The 14,977-nt window shown below is 58.4% G+C and carries 14 protein-coding genes; 11 read left to right on the plus strand and 3 right to left on the minus strand.

What is annotated here, in order from left to right; genetic code table 11:
- Window positions 1-73 precede the first annotated feature (73 nt).
- The 5 genes from IEX27_RS11870 (at window position 74) to IEX27_RS11890 (ending at window position 4,657) form a co-directional block, all read left to right on the plus strand.
- A complete protein-coding gene (locus tag IEX27_RS11870; RefSeq protein ID WP_210315531.1) occupies window positions 74-967 on the plus strand; it encodes a TRAP transporter substrate-binding protein in 894 nt (297 codons plus the stop codon).
- Complete coding sequence (locus tag IEX27_RS11875; RefSeq protein WP_188721265.1) at window positions 960-1,754, plus strand: maleate cis-trans isomerase family protein; 795 nt, start codon at window positions 960-962, stop codon at window positions 1,752-1,754. The genes IEX27_RS11870 and IEX27_RS11875 overlap by 8 nt, the downstream gene beginning before the upstream one ends.
- Before the next feature lie 11 nt (window positions 1,755-1,765).
- Entirely contained in the window at window positions 1,766-2,284 is a 519-nt protein-coding gene (locus IEX27_RS11880) for a TRAP transporter small permease (protein WP_188721266.1), read from the plus strand.
- Window positions 2,285-2,288: 4 nt separating this feature from the next.
- A complete protein-coding gene (locus IEX27_RS11885) occupies window positions 2,289-3,569 on the plus strand; it encodes a TRAP transporter large permease (RefSeq protein ID WP_188721267.1) in 1,281 nt (426 codons plus the stop codon).
- Window positions 3,570-3,703: 134 nt separating this feature from the next.
- On the plus strand, window positions 3,704-4,657 hold the full coding sequence (locus IEX27_RS11890) for a 2-hydroxyacid dehydrogenase (RefSeq protein ID WP_188721268.1): 954 nt from the start codon (window positions 3,704-3,706) through the stop codon (window positions 4,655-4,657).
- A 72-nt stretch (window positions 4,658-4,729) separates the two neighbouring features.
- Here IEX27_RS11890 and IEX27_RS11895 read toward each other — a convergent pair whose 3' ends face one another.
- From IEX27_RS11895 to IEX27_RS11905, 3 genes are read right to left on the minus strand one after another with little or no spacing between them, the layout of a single operon-like run.
- The gene (locus IEX27_RS11895; protein WP_188721269.1) at window positions 4,730-7,075 is read right to left on the minus strand and encodes a xanthine dehydrogenase family protein molybdopterin-binding subunit; all 2,346 of its coding nucleotides are present in this window, start codon (window positions 7,073-7,075) and stop codon (window positions 4,730-4,732) included.
- Window positions 7,072-7,563, minus strand: a complete 492-nt coding sequence (locus tag IEX27_RS11900) for a (2Fe-2S)-binding protein (RefSeq protein WP_188721270.1) — start codon at window positions 7,561-7,563, stop codon at window positions 7,072-7,074. Before IEX27_RS11900 ends, IEX27_RS11895 begins: the two co-directional genes overlap by 4 nt.
- A gap of 2 nt (window positions 7,564-7,565) precedes the next feature.
- The gene (locus IEX27_RS11905) at window positions 7,566-8,426 is read right to left on the minus strand and encodes an FAD binding domain-containing protein (protein ID WP_188721271.1); all 861 of its coding nucleotides are present in this window, start codon (window positions 8,424-8,426) and stop codon (window positions 7,566-7,568) included.
- 381 nt (window positions 8,427-8,807) lie between these two features.
- On the opposite strand from IEX27_RS11905, the gene dctP reads away from it, so the two are divergent.
- From dctP to IEX27_RS11935, 6 genes are all read left to right on the plus strand, one after another.
- Window positions 8,808-9,821: a TRAP transporter substrate-binding protein DctP gene (gene dctP / locus IEX27_RS11910; RefSeq protein WP_188721272.1), complete on the plus strand. Its 1,014-nt coding sequence runs from the start codon at window positions 8,808-8,810 to the stop codon at window positions 9,819-9,821.
- 71 nt (window positions 9,822-9,892) lie between these two features.
- Window positions 9,893-10,405, plus strand: coding sequence for a TRAP transporter small permease (locus IEX27_RS11915; protein ID WP_188721273.1), 513 nt, complete (start codon window positions 9,893-9,895; stop codon window positions 10,403-10,405).
- Window positions 10,406-10,407: 2 nt separating this feature from the next.
- A complete protein-coding gene (locus IEX27_RS11920; protein WP_188721274.1) occupies window positions 10,408-11,718 on the plus strand; it encodes a TRAP transporter large permease in 1,311 nt (436 codons plus the stop codon).
- Between the two features lie 54 nt (window positions 11,719-11,772).
- Window positions 11,773-13,038, plus strand: a complete 1,266-nt coding sequence (locus tag IEX27_RS11925; RefSeq protein WP_188721275.1) for an ArgE/DapE family deacylase — start codon at window positions 11,773-11,775, stop codon at window positions 13,036-13,038.
- Between the two features lie 284 nt (window positions 13,039-13,322).
- Complete coding sequence (locus IEX27_RS11930) at window positions 13,323-13,601, plus strand: metal-sensing transcriptional repressor (protein WP_188721276.1); 279 nt, start codon at window positions 13,323-13,325, stop codon at window positions 13,599-13,601.
- Between the two features lies 1 nt (window position 13,602).
- Complete coding sequence (locus IEX27_RS11935) at window positions 13,603-14,757, plus strand: nickel/cobalt efflux transporter (protein ID WP_188721277.1); 1,155 nt, start codon at window positions 13,603-13,605, stop codon at window positions 14,755-14,757.
- Window positions 14,758-14,977: the final 220 nt, after the last annotated feature.

The raw sequence follows: 14,977 nt of genomic DNA on the forward strand, positions 1-14,977 counted from the left end.
TAGACTTACTTGCGTAGCAGCCGTAGCGTTAAGCATTGCGACTGGTGTCGCAGCTGCGCAGGAGCGGCTGAGAATGGCGGTGGAAACCACGCCGGGAGATCCAACAAACGTCATGCTCGCCACGTTCCGTGATGAGCTGGCCGCCACAAAGGCCGATGCGTTCAAACTGGAATTCTTTGACGGTGGAAGCCTGGGAGACGAGGGCGCGCTCATGGAGATGCTGCGCGTCAATCAGGTTCAGGTGATCCCCATTGGATCGGATATAGTTGAACTGGACCAGATGTTCGCAGTGTTTGATGCGCCCTTCCTTTTCGACAGCAAGGAAAAGGCAAGAAAAGCGCTGGCAGGCGAACTGGGCGAAATGCTGAAGCAGTCGCTGCGCGACACCGCCGGCCTCGAGGCCCTTGCTTTCGGCGAACTTGGCTTCCGGGTCATTTCCAACAACGTACGTCCGATCGACAAGCCGGCCGATCTCGCGGGCCTCAAGCTTCGCACGCCGGGAAGTGCCATGAGAATTGCCGCCTTTACCACCTTGGGCGCTTCTCCAACCCCCATGTCGCTTGGCGATGTCTACGTTGCGCTGCGTCAGGGAGCCCTGGATGGACAGGAAAATCCGATGTCCGTCATCGAGGAATTCTCCTTCCACGAAGTGCAGAAGTATATCTCGCTCACCAACCACGTTTACACGCCTATTACTTTGGCGATGAATGGCCGTGCATTCGACGCACTTTCGGATGACCTGAAGGCCGCTGTAATTGCAGCCGCTGAGGCCGCAGCCGAGGCAACCCACAAGCTTTCCGACGAACAGGACGCTCGCCTCGTCGAGTTCTTCGAGAAGGCAGGCGTAGCCGTCAACAAGCCCGATCTCGCAGCTTTCCGTGAAGCTGCCGTGCCTGTGCATGAGCAGGTTGCCCAAACCGTGACTCCGGAATTCATGGACAAGGTCAAGAGCATTATCAATGAATAACCTCAATGAACTGCAGCCGCATGCGCCAACCGAGGCAGTCAAGTTCCGCTATGACGGAAATGGCACCAAGGCGCGCATTGGATTGATCTTCATTGCTTCATCCATCGTTATGGAGTCGGAGATGTGGGCGATGGCAGCTGAAGGCGTTGCCACGCACACGGCGCGCATAAAGCTCCCCAAGGTGACCGTTCAGGGCATCGAGGAAATGATGAATGCCCCGGAGCTGGAGCAGGCCTGCAGGCACATCGCGTCAGCGCCCGTCGACATCATCTGCTTCGGAGGAACGAGCGCATCGTTCCTTCACGGCACCGCCTATGACAAGGCTCTGATAAAGAAGCTTGAAGGATGGGCTCCGGGCAAGAAGGTGACGACTGCTTCCACTGCAACATTGGCCGCCTTGAAGACGGTCAATGCCGGGCCGGTCGCACTCGCCACCCCTTATGTTGACGAGATTCACCAGCGCGCGATCCACTTCCTCGAAAGCAACGGCCATCCGGTCGTTGCCTCGGACAATCTGAGGATCGATTCCGACCTGGCGCTGGCAGAGGTACCGCTGCAGAAAGTCTATGATCTGGTTTGTTCCGTGGATCGGCCGGAGGCTACTGCGATCTTCATCTCGTGCACCAACTTCTGGTCTGTTGGTGCCATTGAAGCCCTCGAACAGAAACTGGGCAAGCCGGTGATTTCCGCGATCCAGGCATCGTTCTGGCATTGCCTTGAACTGCTGGACGTAGACGGAGCCAAGCCCGGCTACGGCAGTCTCTTCAATCACCGGCTAGCGACGTGAAAGAGGACAAGATGTCTGTCAGAGAAGTTATGGGTGGAGACGCATCGATTGATGCGTCTGACACCGAGGCGCGCCCGGCGTGGGTTTCATCTGCCGTCAACTGGATCTTCGAGAGCGCAGCGATGATCCTCATGGCCCTGATGGCGGCACTTGTGTTCGCCAATGCGATCAGCCGGTACGCTTTTGCCAAGCCACTTCCCTGGACGGAAGAAGTGGTCATGAACCTGATGGTGTGGCTGGTTGCGGTGGGGATTGTTCTCGCGGGGCTTCGTCAGACGCTCATTTGTTGCGACATCCTGACGAGCCGACTGAACCAGAATACGATAAGGGTGCTTTTCGTCTGTTGCAGCATCGTTGGCGCTGCTGCAATGGCCTATACCGCCTGGCTGACCTGGGAGTATCTCCAGTTCTTTGGCCGAGACCGCTCACCCATCCTCAGAATTCCAAAGGGCATCATGATCGGCGCTGTGTTTACAGCACTGGTGGGCCTGTCCCTGACGATCCTCGCCAACCTTTTCAGGAAGAGGTAGGGCCATGCTCTGGATAGCTCTCCTGATGATCGTCATTCTGTGTGCGCTCGTCGTCCTCGGGATGCCGATCATCGTGGCCCTTGGCGCCTCGATTATCGCATTCCTGTTCATCAGCGGCGGTTGGTCACTCGCACTGCCTCAGCAGATACTGAACGGCGTAAACGACTATGTCCTGATCACGCTTCCTTTGTTCATTCTCGCCGGCGGCATCATGAATGCCAGCGGCATCGCAGACCGGTTGTTCCAGTTTGCAGGCGCGGCCGTAGGCTGGATGAGGGGCGGCCTGGCCCATGTGAACATCGCCGTCAGCGTGCTGTTCGGCGGGATGATCGGCACGTCTGTGGCAGATCTGGCCGGAACCGGCTCGGTCCTCATCCCGAAGATGAAGGAAAACGGCTATCCGGGGCCGGTTTCTGCCGCCCTTACGGCAACGTCTTCCGGTATCGGTGTGTTGCTGCCGCCGAGTTCTCCGATGATCCTCTATTCCGCTGTGACCGGAACGTCTCTGGGGGCGCTGTTCCTCGCGGGCATCGTGCCGGGATTGTTGATGGCGGTGACCCTGATGGTTACCGTGGCTATCCTGGCGCGCAAGCACGGATGGAAGCCCATGCAGGGTTTCGCCTGGGAAGAGCTCATTCGGACCGGCCGCCGCGCCATTCTGCCCATGGGTTCACCGGCACTTATCCTGGGCGGACTGGTCGTAGGCCTGTTTACTCCCACGGAGGCAGGCGCATTCGCGGTTGCCTATGCCTTGTTCCTGGCGATGGGTGTATACCGCACCCTGACCTTCAGCCAGTTGCGCACAGTGCTGGTCGACGCCACCATCCTGACCGGCGAGGTCATGATCGTCGTCGGCTTCTCGGTGGCACTTGGCTGGGCGCTCTCGGAAGCGCGGGTCCCGATCATGCTGGCTGACGCGCTTCAGGCGATGTTCCCGTTCGAGTCGACGGTACCGCAGATCCTGCTTCTGCTGATGATCGCCCTGTTGGCGGGTATGATCCTGGATCCATTGATCCCCATGATCATGCCCGTCCTCCTGCCGACGCTGTTAACGCTGGATGTGGATCTGGTGCATTTCGGAATGCTGATGATCGTGACCGTCGTGATTGGTCAGATCACGCCACCTGTCGCACTGGCGCTCATTGTCGCCGCTCGCATTGGACAGGAAGATCTGCTTGCGACGGTCAAGGCCAATACACCATTCCTCATCAGCCTGATCGTTCTGCTGCTGATCATGGTGCTCTTCCCGTCGCTGTCCACATGGCTTCCGAGCGTACTGATGTAACCCGATTGAACGCGCCAGCGCGCGCGAGAACCCCAACCTGTCCTGGATTGGCGTGTCGGTTCTTCACGCTGGCCGGACCCTGTGCGCCCTGAGGTGCGTTGAAAGGTAGACTTATGACTTCCATTCTGAAGACAATGGACAGAAATCCAGCTTCTTCTGCCAAGGCTTTGGTTTTTTACTCTGAATTTGATGATCCTGAGGAATGGCGCGAGGCTCTGCAGGCAGAGCTTCCGGATCTCGATTTTCGCGTTGCTCCCGATATCGGCGATCCTCAGACCGTCGGCTATGTCCTTGCCTGGCGACCGCCTCAAGGCTTCTTTGCACCGTTCGAAAATATCAAGCTCGTCGTTAATCTGGGCGCTGGCGTGGATTCGCTGACGGGGCGCGATGACTTGCCGGAGGTGCCGATCTGCCGGCTTTCCGATCCGGGGATGGTGAACCTGATGCGCAGCTATGTGCTCTTTGCCGTCACCCGTTACGCCCGCGATATGCCTGATTTCGAGGCTGCGAAGCGGCGAGGGGAATGGCACTACATCCATCCCACACCGCTCGACAAGATCAAGGTTGGCGTGCTGGGACTTGGTGCACTGGGCTCAGCCGTTGCACGGTCGCTTGCCGACCTCGGGTTTGACGTGCATGGCTGGGACATATTGGACAAGGATGTCCCAGGCGTCAGGGTAGAAAGCGATCCCGCACGCTGGAAGCCTTTCCTGTCAGAGCTCGACATTGTGGTAAACATGATGCCTCTGACTGCGGGAACGCGCGGCCTGCTGGACAAGGAGGCATTCGCTGCAATGAAGAAGGGTGCCAAGTTCGTCAACGCCTCGCGCGGGCAGGTTGTCGATGAAGAGGCCTTGCTGGACGCCCTGCGAACAGGGCAGGTGGGTGGAGCAACCCTCGACGTGTTCTGGGAAGAGCCGCTGCCCAAGGATCATCCCTTCTGGGAAATGGAGAACGTCTACATAACCCCGCATCTGGCCAGCATCACGGTCCCGCAGGCAGCCGCCCGCGATGTTGCCGAAAGCATCCGCCGTATCGAAGAGGGTGAGAGCCCGCTCCATCAGATCAACCCCAAGGCTGGCTTCTGACAGCTGCTTTTGCCTTGCTGGATTGAAGTAACCGCCCGCTTCGCAGCGGGCGATTTACCTTTGTAGTGAGAACTAGCTTGCTTCGCCCCTGATGTGAGCGCTGAGGCGCCAGATCGCGTTCAGGGTGAGGGGCGTTTCGTTGACTTCAACGCCCAGCGCATCTGAAACGGCATTGGCGATGGCCGGAGCGGGACCGATGGCGCCCCCCTCACCAAGCCCCTTCGCGCCGATGGGATTGAGGGGCGTGGGGGTTTCGATGTGGTGCACCTCGATGTTCGGCAGCTCCGGCGCCAGCGGCATCAGATAGTCTGCAAAACTCGTCGTCAGTGGCTGGCACTGTTCGTCATAGATCATGTGCTCGAAGAGAGCCGAACCGATGCCCTGCACCACGCCTCCACGAACCTGACCATCTACCACAAGCGGATTGATGATCGTTCCGCAGTCCTCGACCACGACAAACCGCTTCAGCTTGAGCTTGCCCGTCGGGACGTCGATCTCGACCACCGCCGCATGGACCGCATTCGAATAGGTCCCGTCCCTTGGTCCATCGAGGCTGTATTCCGCCTCAAGGCCAGGGATCATGCCTTCGGGGAGGTTTTCGACATTGCGCAGCGCCTGCCGGGCAAGTGTCCTGATCGGGATGTATCGGGAAGGATCGTCCGTGATGTAAGCCTTCCCGCCGCCGAGACTTATCTGGTCCTTGTTCGACTGCAGCTGGTGGGCCGCGATGGCCTTCAGCTTGTCTGCGATCTTGAGCGATGCGAGGTGGACGGCACCGCCGCCAAGCGGACCGCCGCGGCTGCCCCAGGTGCCGACCGAATAGGGCGAAGTCAGCGTGTCACCGTGACGGACGAAGACGTCCTTCGGATCAATCCCCAGCGCGTCAGCTGCCACCTGAGCCATGGTGGTCTCCAGCCCCTGGCCGTGACTTTGCAGCCCGAGGCCAATGACCACTGTCCCGTCGGGCTGCATCTCCACGCGCGCCGCGATATAGCCGGTCTCGATGGGAACCCGCCTACGGGTGAAGTCAGGTGTGCCGTGTGCGGTCTGCTCGATGAAGCAGGCGAGACCTACGCCGATGCGCTTCTCCTTCGAGTGCCTGGTTTCCCGCGCGGCAGCGATGTCATCTGCCAGGATTTCCCGTATCTTCTCGAGCGATTCAGCGTAGGAGCCGGGATCATAGGTGAAGCCCAGAACGTTCTTGTACGGGAACTCCCGGATGATGTTCTTCAGACGAAATTCGATCGGATCCATGCCGATCTCTTTCGCAATCTCGTCCATGAGGCGCTCCTGGGAAAATACGGCAGAGGGGCGCGCGACGCCTCTATAGGTTCCCAGCGGACACTTGTTGCTGGCAAGGGCACGGAAGGTGGCTTCGTAAGCCTGGAAATCATAGGGCCCAGGCATCACCTTGGCCGCCATGCCGGGATCGCCTGCGGCGGTGAACGGGAAGGTTGAATAGGCGCCGACGTCGACGCTGATGTCTGCCCAGAGGCCGAGCAGTCTGCCTTCCTTGGAGACATAGGCTTCCAGCGTATGGGCGTGATCGCGGGCATGAATGCTGGCGATCAGGTTCTCCCGGCGGTCTTCGATCCATTTGACCGGACGCTGGGTCTTCATTGCGAGCCAGGCAACAAGGACCTCCTCGCCAAAAACCTGACCCTTCACGCCGAAGCCTCCGCCAACTTCCGGCGCAATGACGCGGATGCGGGATTCCGGAAGATCAAGCTCTTCAGAGATGTAGGTGCGCACGAGATGCGGCATCTGGGTGGAAGACCAGACCGTCAGCATCCGATCACCGGGCGAATACTGTGCGACCACACCCCGACATTCCATCGGAACACCGGTCTGGCGCTGGTTGCGGAACGTGCGGCGCACGACATAAGCCGCGTTGGCGCGCGCCGCTTCCAGATCGCCACCCTTCATCTGTCGCTCGATGAAGACGTTGCTCTTCCATCCGTCGTGTATCGGAGGGATCGAGGGGTCACGCGCCTGGTCCATCGTGCCGACGACTGGCAGCGGGTCGCAATCGATGAAAACCATCTCGGCGGCGTCTTCGGAAAGATAAGGATCTTCCGCCAGCACTGCGGCCACCGGCTCGCCGACGAAGCGAACAACGTCGCGTGCAAGGAGTGGCTGCTCCGAGTACTGCATCTCGGGAACATCCTGGTGCGCCTTCATGGAAAGATCGCCAATGTCTTTCCCGGTGAAGACCCACGTCGGATATCCAATGTCCTCGAGGGCGGACGTGTCGACGTCCAGGATCCTGCCGTGAGCCATCTGCGAGCGTGCAAACGTCAGATGCAGGCAATTTGGCAGCCGGATATCATCGATGTACCTGGCAACTCCCGAGAGAAGCCGGACATCTTCAAAGCGTTGAACGCGTGCCCCGATCTGGCGTGGATTCTCGGCCTTCATGCCTGCTGCCCCTCCAACTGGTTGCTGATGGCCTTGCGTACGGCGGCGACAATTCCATGATAGCCTGTGCAACGGCAGATATTGCCGCTGATCGCTTCGCGGATCTCCTCATCCGAAGGCATCTCGCCGTTTGCCACCTTCTTTTCCACGTAAGGGGCCAACGTCATCAGGAAACCGGGTGTGCAATACCCGCACTGCAGGCCGTGCTCGCTCTTGAATGCCTGTTGCAGAACATGTGTCGCGTCAAAGCCGCCAAGACTTTCGACAGTATTGATTTCCTTGCCGTCACACTGGACGGCAAATGTGAGGCAGGAGAGGCGGGGAATGCCATCGATATGAACAGTACAGCAGCCACAGACACCATGTGCGCAACCGATGTGTACTCCGGAGACATCGAATTCGGTGCGAATGATATCAGCCAGAAGCCGTCGAGGCTCGACTTCAAGTGTCCTGGTTTGACCGTTTACGGTAAGCGTAGTCTGGGTCATCGTTATGCCTTGGATTTCATGGCGCGCATAAGGGTGCGGCTGGTAAGCTGAACGATCAGGTGGCGGCGATATTCAGCGCTCGACCTGTAGTCGTTCACCGGATCGACGGACTGGGCGAAGAGCTGGCCGGCTTCCTGAGCAACCTCCTCGGTCAGCTGCCGACCCTTCAGGAATTGTTCTGCCGAGGCAGCGCGAACCGGCGTCAACTCCGCACCTGCACAGGCGATCCTGGCGTCAAGAACTGTGTCACCGTCGAGTTCCAGCACCGCTCCGATGCCGATGACAGCGAAGTCGCCCATGCGTTCGGCAATTTCGATGAACGCGCCATGCTGTTTCCGCTGCGGGATCGGCAATTCGACCGCAACCACCATCTCGCCCGGTTCGAGCGCAGTCACATAGGCGCTGATGAAGAACTCGGATGCGGGTATGCGCCGCTCGCCATTCACCGAGCGAGCGACGATGGTTGCATCATGGAGAACGCAGACGCAGGGAAGCTCGGCACTTGGGTCCGCATGCGAAATACTGCCGCCCAGCGAACCGTGGCGCCGGATGGTGGGGTGACCGATCCAGTGCGCAGCATCAAGGAACGCTGGAAAATGTTCGGCGATCAAGGGTTCGTTGAAATAACGTTCGTGGCGGACCAATGCACCCAGGCTGAGCGTGTCGCCGGTGCGTTCAATCTTGTCGAGTTCGAGCGAATTGATGTCAACCAGATGCTCAGGCCGGGCGAGACGCAGATTCATCATCGGCACGAGACTTTGCCCTCCGGCAATGGGCCGCCCGTCTTCGCCAAACTCCGCAAGCAAGCTGAGGGCTTCCTCAATACTTGCTGCCCTGTGATATTCGAAAGCGGCCGGGCGCATTCCGTTCTCCTTATTTGTTGCGGAGATCTAACTTCCGGGTAAAGTCTGCAGAAGTTGCACGCGCCGCAGAGGCTGCGTGATTTATCTCCGTGCTACGCGCTGAGTTCCCTTGATTATTTCGTCAGTTTGTATTCGATTTAATCGATATCGTCAACAATTCGGCCAAAATCGTATGCAAGAAATGCATATTTGGAGCTTAAGGTGGTTGAAACTCCGGGCTGCGTAGGGCGGAACGCGCCCTTTCGCGCGTTTGTATGCAATTAAAAAATATTTGTAGACACACGGCGCAAATGCGTATTTCATTCTTGCCGGCCGGTGGACGCGGGCTCGAAGTGTCCCGGACGCAAAATAAAAATCAGGGAACACCTCTGGAGGTATAAGATGATTTCGAGAGCAGGACGATCCATGCTTGCTGGTGTGCTGGCAGCCGGCATTCTTGGCATGACGCAAATGACTGTGGCGAACGCCGCAGAAGTGACGCTGCGGATGGTGGGTGCGTGGGCCCATGGTTTCTCGCCAACGGGCGAGATCGGCAAGAACTTCATGGACAATGTGAACCGCCTCGGCGAGGGCGTCGTCCGCATCCAGTATATCGGCGCCGATGACGTTCTTCCGCCGTTCGACCAGCCGGAAGCACTGGTCAATGGCGTCTTCGATGTGTGGTACGGTGCTCCCAACTATTGGGCGGGTGTCGTGCCGGGCGGCGATATTACAGAACTGTCGCCGCATCTCGTGCCGGACGGTGGACCGGGCAGCAAGCTCTATGACTTTGTTGTCGGTCTTTACGAAGCCAAGGGCGTTCGCCACCTCGGCCATGCTGCGGGCGATCTCGGTGTCGGCGTCCACTACCTGAGCACCAATTTCCCGGTAAAGTCCCTGGATGATCTGCGCGGCAAGCAGCTGCGCGTGACGCCGCTGACGCGCCACTTCGTGCAGGCGGCGGGCGGTGAATCCGTCACATTGCCGCCTTCGGAAATCTATCTCGCGATGGACCGTGGTACTGTCGAGGGCTTTTCCTGGCCGGTCGCCGATGCGTTCACGCGTTATGGCTGGCAGGAAGTCACCCGCTACATGATTGACCAGCCGATGTACCGCAGCGGTGGCAGTGTGGCGATGAACCTCGACAAGTGGAACGCGCTTTCTCCGGAAGCCCAGGACATTCTGCTGAAGGCAATGGCCGAGACGCAGGAATGGACGCGCCGCTGGTTCGCCCAGAACCTGGAAGAGCAGGTTCGTCTCATGAAAGAAGGCGGCATGGAAGTTCTGAAGCTCTCGGACGAGGAAGCAGAACGCTGGAACAAGCTCGCCATCGAGTCTCTGTGGGCCTACTACGAGACAATCTTGCCTGCCGACAAGATCACGGAAGTAAAGGCACTGTTCGACGCCGCTGAATAAAGTCCAACTCTCCGCCTGGCGGGTGCAAAGCAAGGCAACCTGCCGGGCGGACGCTAGATAGAGGTGGTCGAATGAAGGCGCTGGGCCGAATATTCGATATCATTACCGACGCGCTTGCGGTGGTCTCCAGCACGATACTTGTGGCCATGATGCTGCTGACTGTCGTGAAGGTCGCGATGCGATCCGTGCTGAATTACGGCATTCTTGGCATCGACCAGATCAGCGGCATCATGATGGTGTACATGACCTTCCTGGGCGCCGCATGGGTCTTGCGCCGGGACTCGCATGTGGTGGTGGACCTTGTTGTTGCGTCTGTCCCGCAAGGGGCACGCAGGGTCATGCTGATCCTGTCTTCGTTGGTTGGAGCTGCGGTCTGCTTCACGCTCACCTGGTTCGGCACAAAGGCAGTGTCTCTCTCTCTTAGCCGCGGGGTCATGGTGGCAGCCGAACTGGAGATCCCCCGCGCCGTCAATCTCGTCGTAATTCCGCTTGGTTGCTTCCTGCTCGGCCTCGAGTTCGTTCGACGTGCTGTACGCCTTTATCGCAACAATGATGCGACTTCTGAGAAATTCGTGGAGGCCTGACCGTGGAATGGTGGCAATTCCTCATCTTCTTCTTTTGCGGCCTCACCCTGTTCATGTTCATGGGCTTGCCGGTTGCGATCGCGTTCCTGCTGATGAACATGATCGGAGTTTACATGCTTTGGGGAGGGGTATCTGGGTTCAACCAGCTCATCCTCAGCATCGATAGTTCGATCTCGACATTCTACCTCGTACCCATTCCGATGTTCATCCTGATGGGAACCCTGATGTTCCATTCCGGCATCGCCCCCCGGATGATCAAGGTCATCGATCAGTGGCTCGGCTTCATTTCGGGGCGCTTGGCCGTGTTGACCGTCGGTGCTGGCGCAGCACTGGCCACGCTCACCGGTGTTGCAATGGGCAGCGTCGCCATGCTTGGTTCAACGCTGACCTCCGAGATGCAGAAGCATGGCTATTCTAAATCGCTGTCGATCGGCCCGGTCCTGGGCAGTGGTGCACTGGCCATTCTGATCCCACCCAGCACTCTGGCTATCGTTCTGGCAAGCGTTGGCGGCTTTTCCGTCGCCAAGACTCTTGTTGCCATTGTCGTGCCTGGAGTGCTGCTGGCGCTCATGTATGTGGCCTACATCCTGATCCGCGTGAAGCTCAGGCCGCACGAAGCTCCGGTCTATGATGTCCCGGTCGTCCCATTGGGTCGCAAGGTCAAGGACACTTTCCTGTACCTGCTGCCCCCGGTATCGATCGTTTTCCTGATCATTGCCTGCATCTTCTTTGGTTGGGCCACGCCCACCGAGTCCGCGGCCATCGGAACGTTTCTTACCTTCATTCTGATGGCGTGCTCCGGTTCGTTGACGGTTGCAAACCTCAAGAATGCAATCGGCTCGGCCACGCAACTGTCCATCATGATCCTGATCATCCTGACCGGCTCGGCCGGGTTCAGTCAGTTGCTGGGCTTCTCGGGAGCAACCAGCGCCATCACCTCCTGGGCAACATCGCTTCCCGTTGATCCGGTCGTGTTGATGATCATGATGATGCTGATCGTTCTCGTGATCGGCATGTTCATCGAGCAGACCTCGATCGTGCTGGTGACGATCCCGATCTTCCTGCCGATCATTCGCGCAATGGGTTGGGATCCGATCTGGTTTGCCGTGATCATGATGGTCAATCTGGAACTCGCAACCATCACACCGCCCGCCGGCCTCTCACTCTTCGTCATGAAGGGCGTCGCACCGCCCGGAACGACAATGAAGGATATCTACTGGGCGGCGTTTCCGTTCATCATGCTCAACATCCTGCTGATGCTGATCATGATCGTCTTTCCACCCATCGCGCTCTGGCTGCCGAGCTTCATGTAAGCGTCGGCCACGAGCCTCACCTGCCCAAGCAATTTCTACCGGAGTTCACATTCAATGAGCCAAGAAGTCCGCAAAGCAATCCTTGATACCGTCGACGCCAATCGCGATGCCGCCGTCGCGTTTCTCCAGAAGATGATCTCGATACCAAGCGTCACTGGCGACGAGGCTGCCATCCAGGAGTTTGTTGCAGGGTACATGAAGAACATCGGCCTCGATGTGGACATGTGGGAGACGGACTGGGAGGAGCTCAAGAAACACCCCGGCTACCGTTCTGTAAGCCGTGGCTATGAGAACCGCCCCAATATCGTCGCCATCCACAAGGGTACTGGCGGCGGCCGCTCCCTCCTGCTGAATGGCCATACGGATGTGATCCCGGTTGGGAACGGGGAAGGGTGGTCGGATAACCCCTGGTCCGCTTCGATCAAGGATGGAAAGATCTACGGCCGCGGCTCAGCCGATATGAAGAGCGGCGTCGCAAGCCACATCCTCGCCGTGGAATACCTGAAGGCAGCCGGCATCAAGCTGAAGGGCGACGTGCTGATCAATGTCGTGATCGATGAAGAGGTCAGTGGGCACGGCACGCTGGACACGGTCATCCGGGGCTACAAGGCCGATGCAGGTATTTCCGGCGAAACAAGCGATCTGGCGGTGCAGCCAGCGTGTATCGGGCGCATCTGGTTTGAAATCGCGGTCCAGGGCAAGCCGGCGGGCATCCAGAAGCGCTATGAAGGCATCAGCGCAATCGACCTCGGCAACAAGGTCGTGGCTGCGGTCAAGGAGCTTGAGGACCACCGCGTCGCAACCGTCAAGCATCCGCTCTACCCGAATGCGCTCGACTCTCTCCCCTGCATCATCGGCAGCTTCCAGGCTGGCAACTATCCGAGTGCCTTCCCGGATACCGCGCTGCTTAAGGGCAGTATCGGGACGGTTCCGGGTGAGGACCATGAGGGCGTGAAGCAAAGCTTGGTGGACAAGATTGCCGAGATGGCCGCCCAGGATCCATGGATGAAGGACCATCCGCCTGTGGTCCGCTTCGTTGGCTACGATGCGGAAGCGTCCGAGATCCCGGTCGAGCATCCGATCGTGAACCTCGTATCCCAGGTCTACACCGAGGTTACAGGCAAGCAGCCCGTCATCACCGGTCGCCAGGGGGCTGCGGATACGCGTTTCCTCAACAGCTACGGCAACACCCCGACCGTGATCTTCGGGCCAGGGTCGACCGCTGTCATGCATTCCAATGACGAGTATGTATCGATCGATGATTACATCACGGCAATCAAGGTGATGGCGCTTTCGATTTATGACTGGTGTGGCGCTTGAAGAATAAACAAGAACAACCGGCAAGGCTGTGAGTAAAATTCCCGGCGCCACTTCGGTGGCGCCGGTCAAGTGCGACAAGGCTGGATGCCTGTTCACCGTCAAGACGTACAGAAAATTGCGGCAGTTTCCCTTCGGATGAAATTTGCGCTGCAACCCTGACAGCTTATCCTCAAACAGTTCATCAAGTTTACTTTGAATGCAGCGTCTCGGATGCGCGGATTTTCGTTGCGTGATCCCCTCCAGGGGGATAGGATATAATAATAATAAACTGCAGGTGGAACGCAATGGAACATCCACACGTGCATGAAACACATCCCGAAATCGTCAAACGTCTCAAGCGAGCGTCCGGGCACCTGCAAAAGGTGATCGAGATGATTGAGAGCGGCAGGCCGTGCCTCGATGTGGCCCAGCAGCTTCACGCGGTCGAAAAGGCGATTACCCAGGCCAAGCGCACCCTCATCCAGGATCATCTCGATCATTGTCTGGAAGAGACAGTCGGTTCGCTTCCGAAGGAACGTCGCAGCGCCATAGACGAATTCAAAGATATCACAAAGTATCTATAAGATGACCCCATTCGCTGATCTGCTTTCGCAAGGTGCTGCACACGCCTGGCTGTTCATTCCAAGCGCCATCTTTCTCGGAGCACTGCACGGCCTGGAGCCCGGCCATTCTAAAACCATGATGGCGGCCTTCATCGTCGCCATCCGCGGCACCGTCAAACAGGCGATACTGCTTGGCGTGGCGGCAACGATCTCGCACACGGCCATCGTATGGGGCATCGCGCTGACCGGCATGTATCTGTGGCGGGGTGTTCAGGCTGAAACGCTGGAGCCCTATTTCCAGCTTCTATCGGGCCTGATCATCATCGGCGTTGCCCTCTGGATGGTCTGGCGCACCTATACTGACAGGCAGAGTTTCCTTGATGTGGCCAAGCACGCCCATGGCGATGATCATGATCATGATCACGGGCACCATCATTGCCATGGCAGCGCGCATCACGTGAACACCGGCCACGGCCAGGTCGAGCTTTCGATTTTTGAGGATGGTGTGCCGCCCCGCTGGCAGCTGAAGACGATCAGCGGCCATCATTGGCATGACCACGATGTGACCGTGACCACGACCCGCGCAGATGGTTCGGTCGAGACCTTCACCTTTGTCGATCGAGGCGGCTATCTGGAGTCAATCGACGAAATTCCCGAACCCCATGAGTTCGTCGCTCGCTTGAGCCTCGGCCACGGCGGCCATAGCCATGATTATGATCTTCCATTCAGCGAGCACCATCACGCGCATGAGGGTATGGAGACTTTCGCCATGGGAGGGGATGCGTATGAAGATGCGCATCAAAGGGCGCACGGGCTTGATATCGAGCGGCGCTTCAAGAGCCAGAACGTGACGAACTGGCAGATCGCACTTTTCGGTCTCACGGGCGGGCTCATTCCTTGTCCTGCCGCGATTACCGTCCTGCTCCTTTGTCTGCAGCTGCGCGAAATATCGCTCGGAGCAGTGCTTGTTTTCTGCTTCTCGATCGGCCTTGCGATCACGCTAGTCAGTGTCGGCGTCGTTGCGGCTCTGAGCGTACGTCATGCGGGCACCCGGTTCCCGTGGCTGTCAAAGATCGCCTCGCGTGCGCCTTATATCTCCGGAGTGCTCATCCTGCTGGTTGGATTCTATGTATGCTGGCACGGTCTGGCAGGCCTTCAGGCCAACGGGGTGGTGTAGAGGATCTGCGATACGTTGATTGGCCAAGGCAGCGCCAGTGCGGCGCTGCCTATCTCTTCTTACTCGAAAATCCCGGCTTAGATCAGCGAGCCTGTCTGGACCTCGATGGCTACTGGCGTGCCGCGATTGGCCAGGAACGCCGGCCGCGCGGTCTTGGCGCCAAACGGTTCCTGCAACTGGTTGGACATGGCATTGAAGACGAAGAACGCGTTCGACCGGG

It is taken from the genome of Nitratireductor aestuarii (assembly GCF_014641695.1).
Taxonomy (GTDB): Bacteria; Pseudomonadota; Alphaproteobacteria; order Rhizobiales; family Rhizobiaceae; genus Chelativorans; species Chelativorans aestuarii.

What these genes read in the sequence shown, in the direction of transcription:
- IEX27_RS11870 (WP_210315531.1), top strand. Translation starts at nt 74, where the DNA reads ATGGCGGTGGAAACCACGCCGGGAGATCCAACAAACGTCATGCTCGCC.
- IEX27_RS11875 (WP_188721265.1), top strand. Translation starts at nt 960, where the DNA reads ATGAATAACCTCAATGAACTGCAGCCGCATGCGCCAACCGAGGCAGTC.
- IEX27_RS11880 (WP_188721266.1), top strand. Translation starts at nt 1,766, where the DNA reads ATGTCTGTCAGAGAAGTTATGGGTGGAGACGCATCGATTGATGCGTCT.
- IEX27_RS11885 (WP_188721267.1), top strand. Translation starts at nt 2,289, where the DNA reads ATGCTCTGGATAGCTCTCCTGATGATCGTCATTCTGTGTGCGCTCGTC.
- IEX27_RS11890 (WP_188721268.1), top strand. Translation starts at nt 3,704, where the DNA reads ATGGACAGAAATCCAGCTTCTTCTGCCAAGGCTTTGGTTTTTTACTCT.
- IEX27_RS11895 (WP_188721269.1), bottom strand. Translation starts at nt 7,075, where the DNA reads ATGAAGGCCGAGAATCCACGCCAGATCGGGGCACGCGTTCAACGCTTT.
- IEX27_RS11900 (WP_188721270.1), bottom strand. Translation starts at nt 7,563, where the DNA reads ATGACCCAGACTACGCTTACCGTAAACGGTCAAACCAGGACACTTGAA.
- IEX27_RS11905 (WP_188721271.1), bottom strand. Translation starts at nt 8,426, where the DNA reads ATGCGCCCGGCCGCTTTCGAATATCACAGGGCAGCAAGTATTGAGGAA.
- dctP (WP_188721272.1), top strand. Translation starts at nt 8,808, where the DNA reads ATGATTTCGAGAGCAGGACGATCCATGCTTGCTGGTGTGCTGGCAGCC.
- IEX27_RS11915 (WP_188721273.1), top strand. Translation starts at nt 9,893, where the DNA reads ATGAAGGCGCTGGGCCGAATATTCGATATCATTACCGACGCGCTTGCG.
- IEX27_RS11925 (WP_188721275.1), top strand. Translation starts at nt 11,773, where the DNA reads ATGAGCCAAGAAGTCCGCAAAGCAATCCTTGATACCGTCGACGCCAAT.
- IEX27_RS11930 (WP_188721276.1), top strand. Translation starts at nt 13,323, where the DNA reads ATGGAACATCCACACGTGCATGAAACACATCCCGAAATCGTCAAACGT.
- IEX27_RS11935 (WP_188721277.1), top strand. Translation starts at nt 13,603, where the DNA reads ATGACCCCATTCGCTGATCTGCTTTCGCAAGGTGCTGCACACGCCTGG.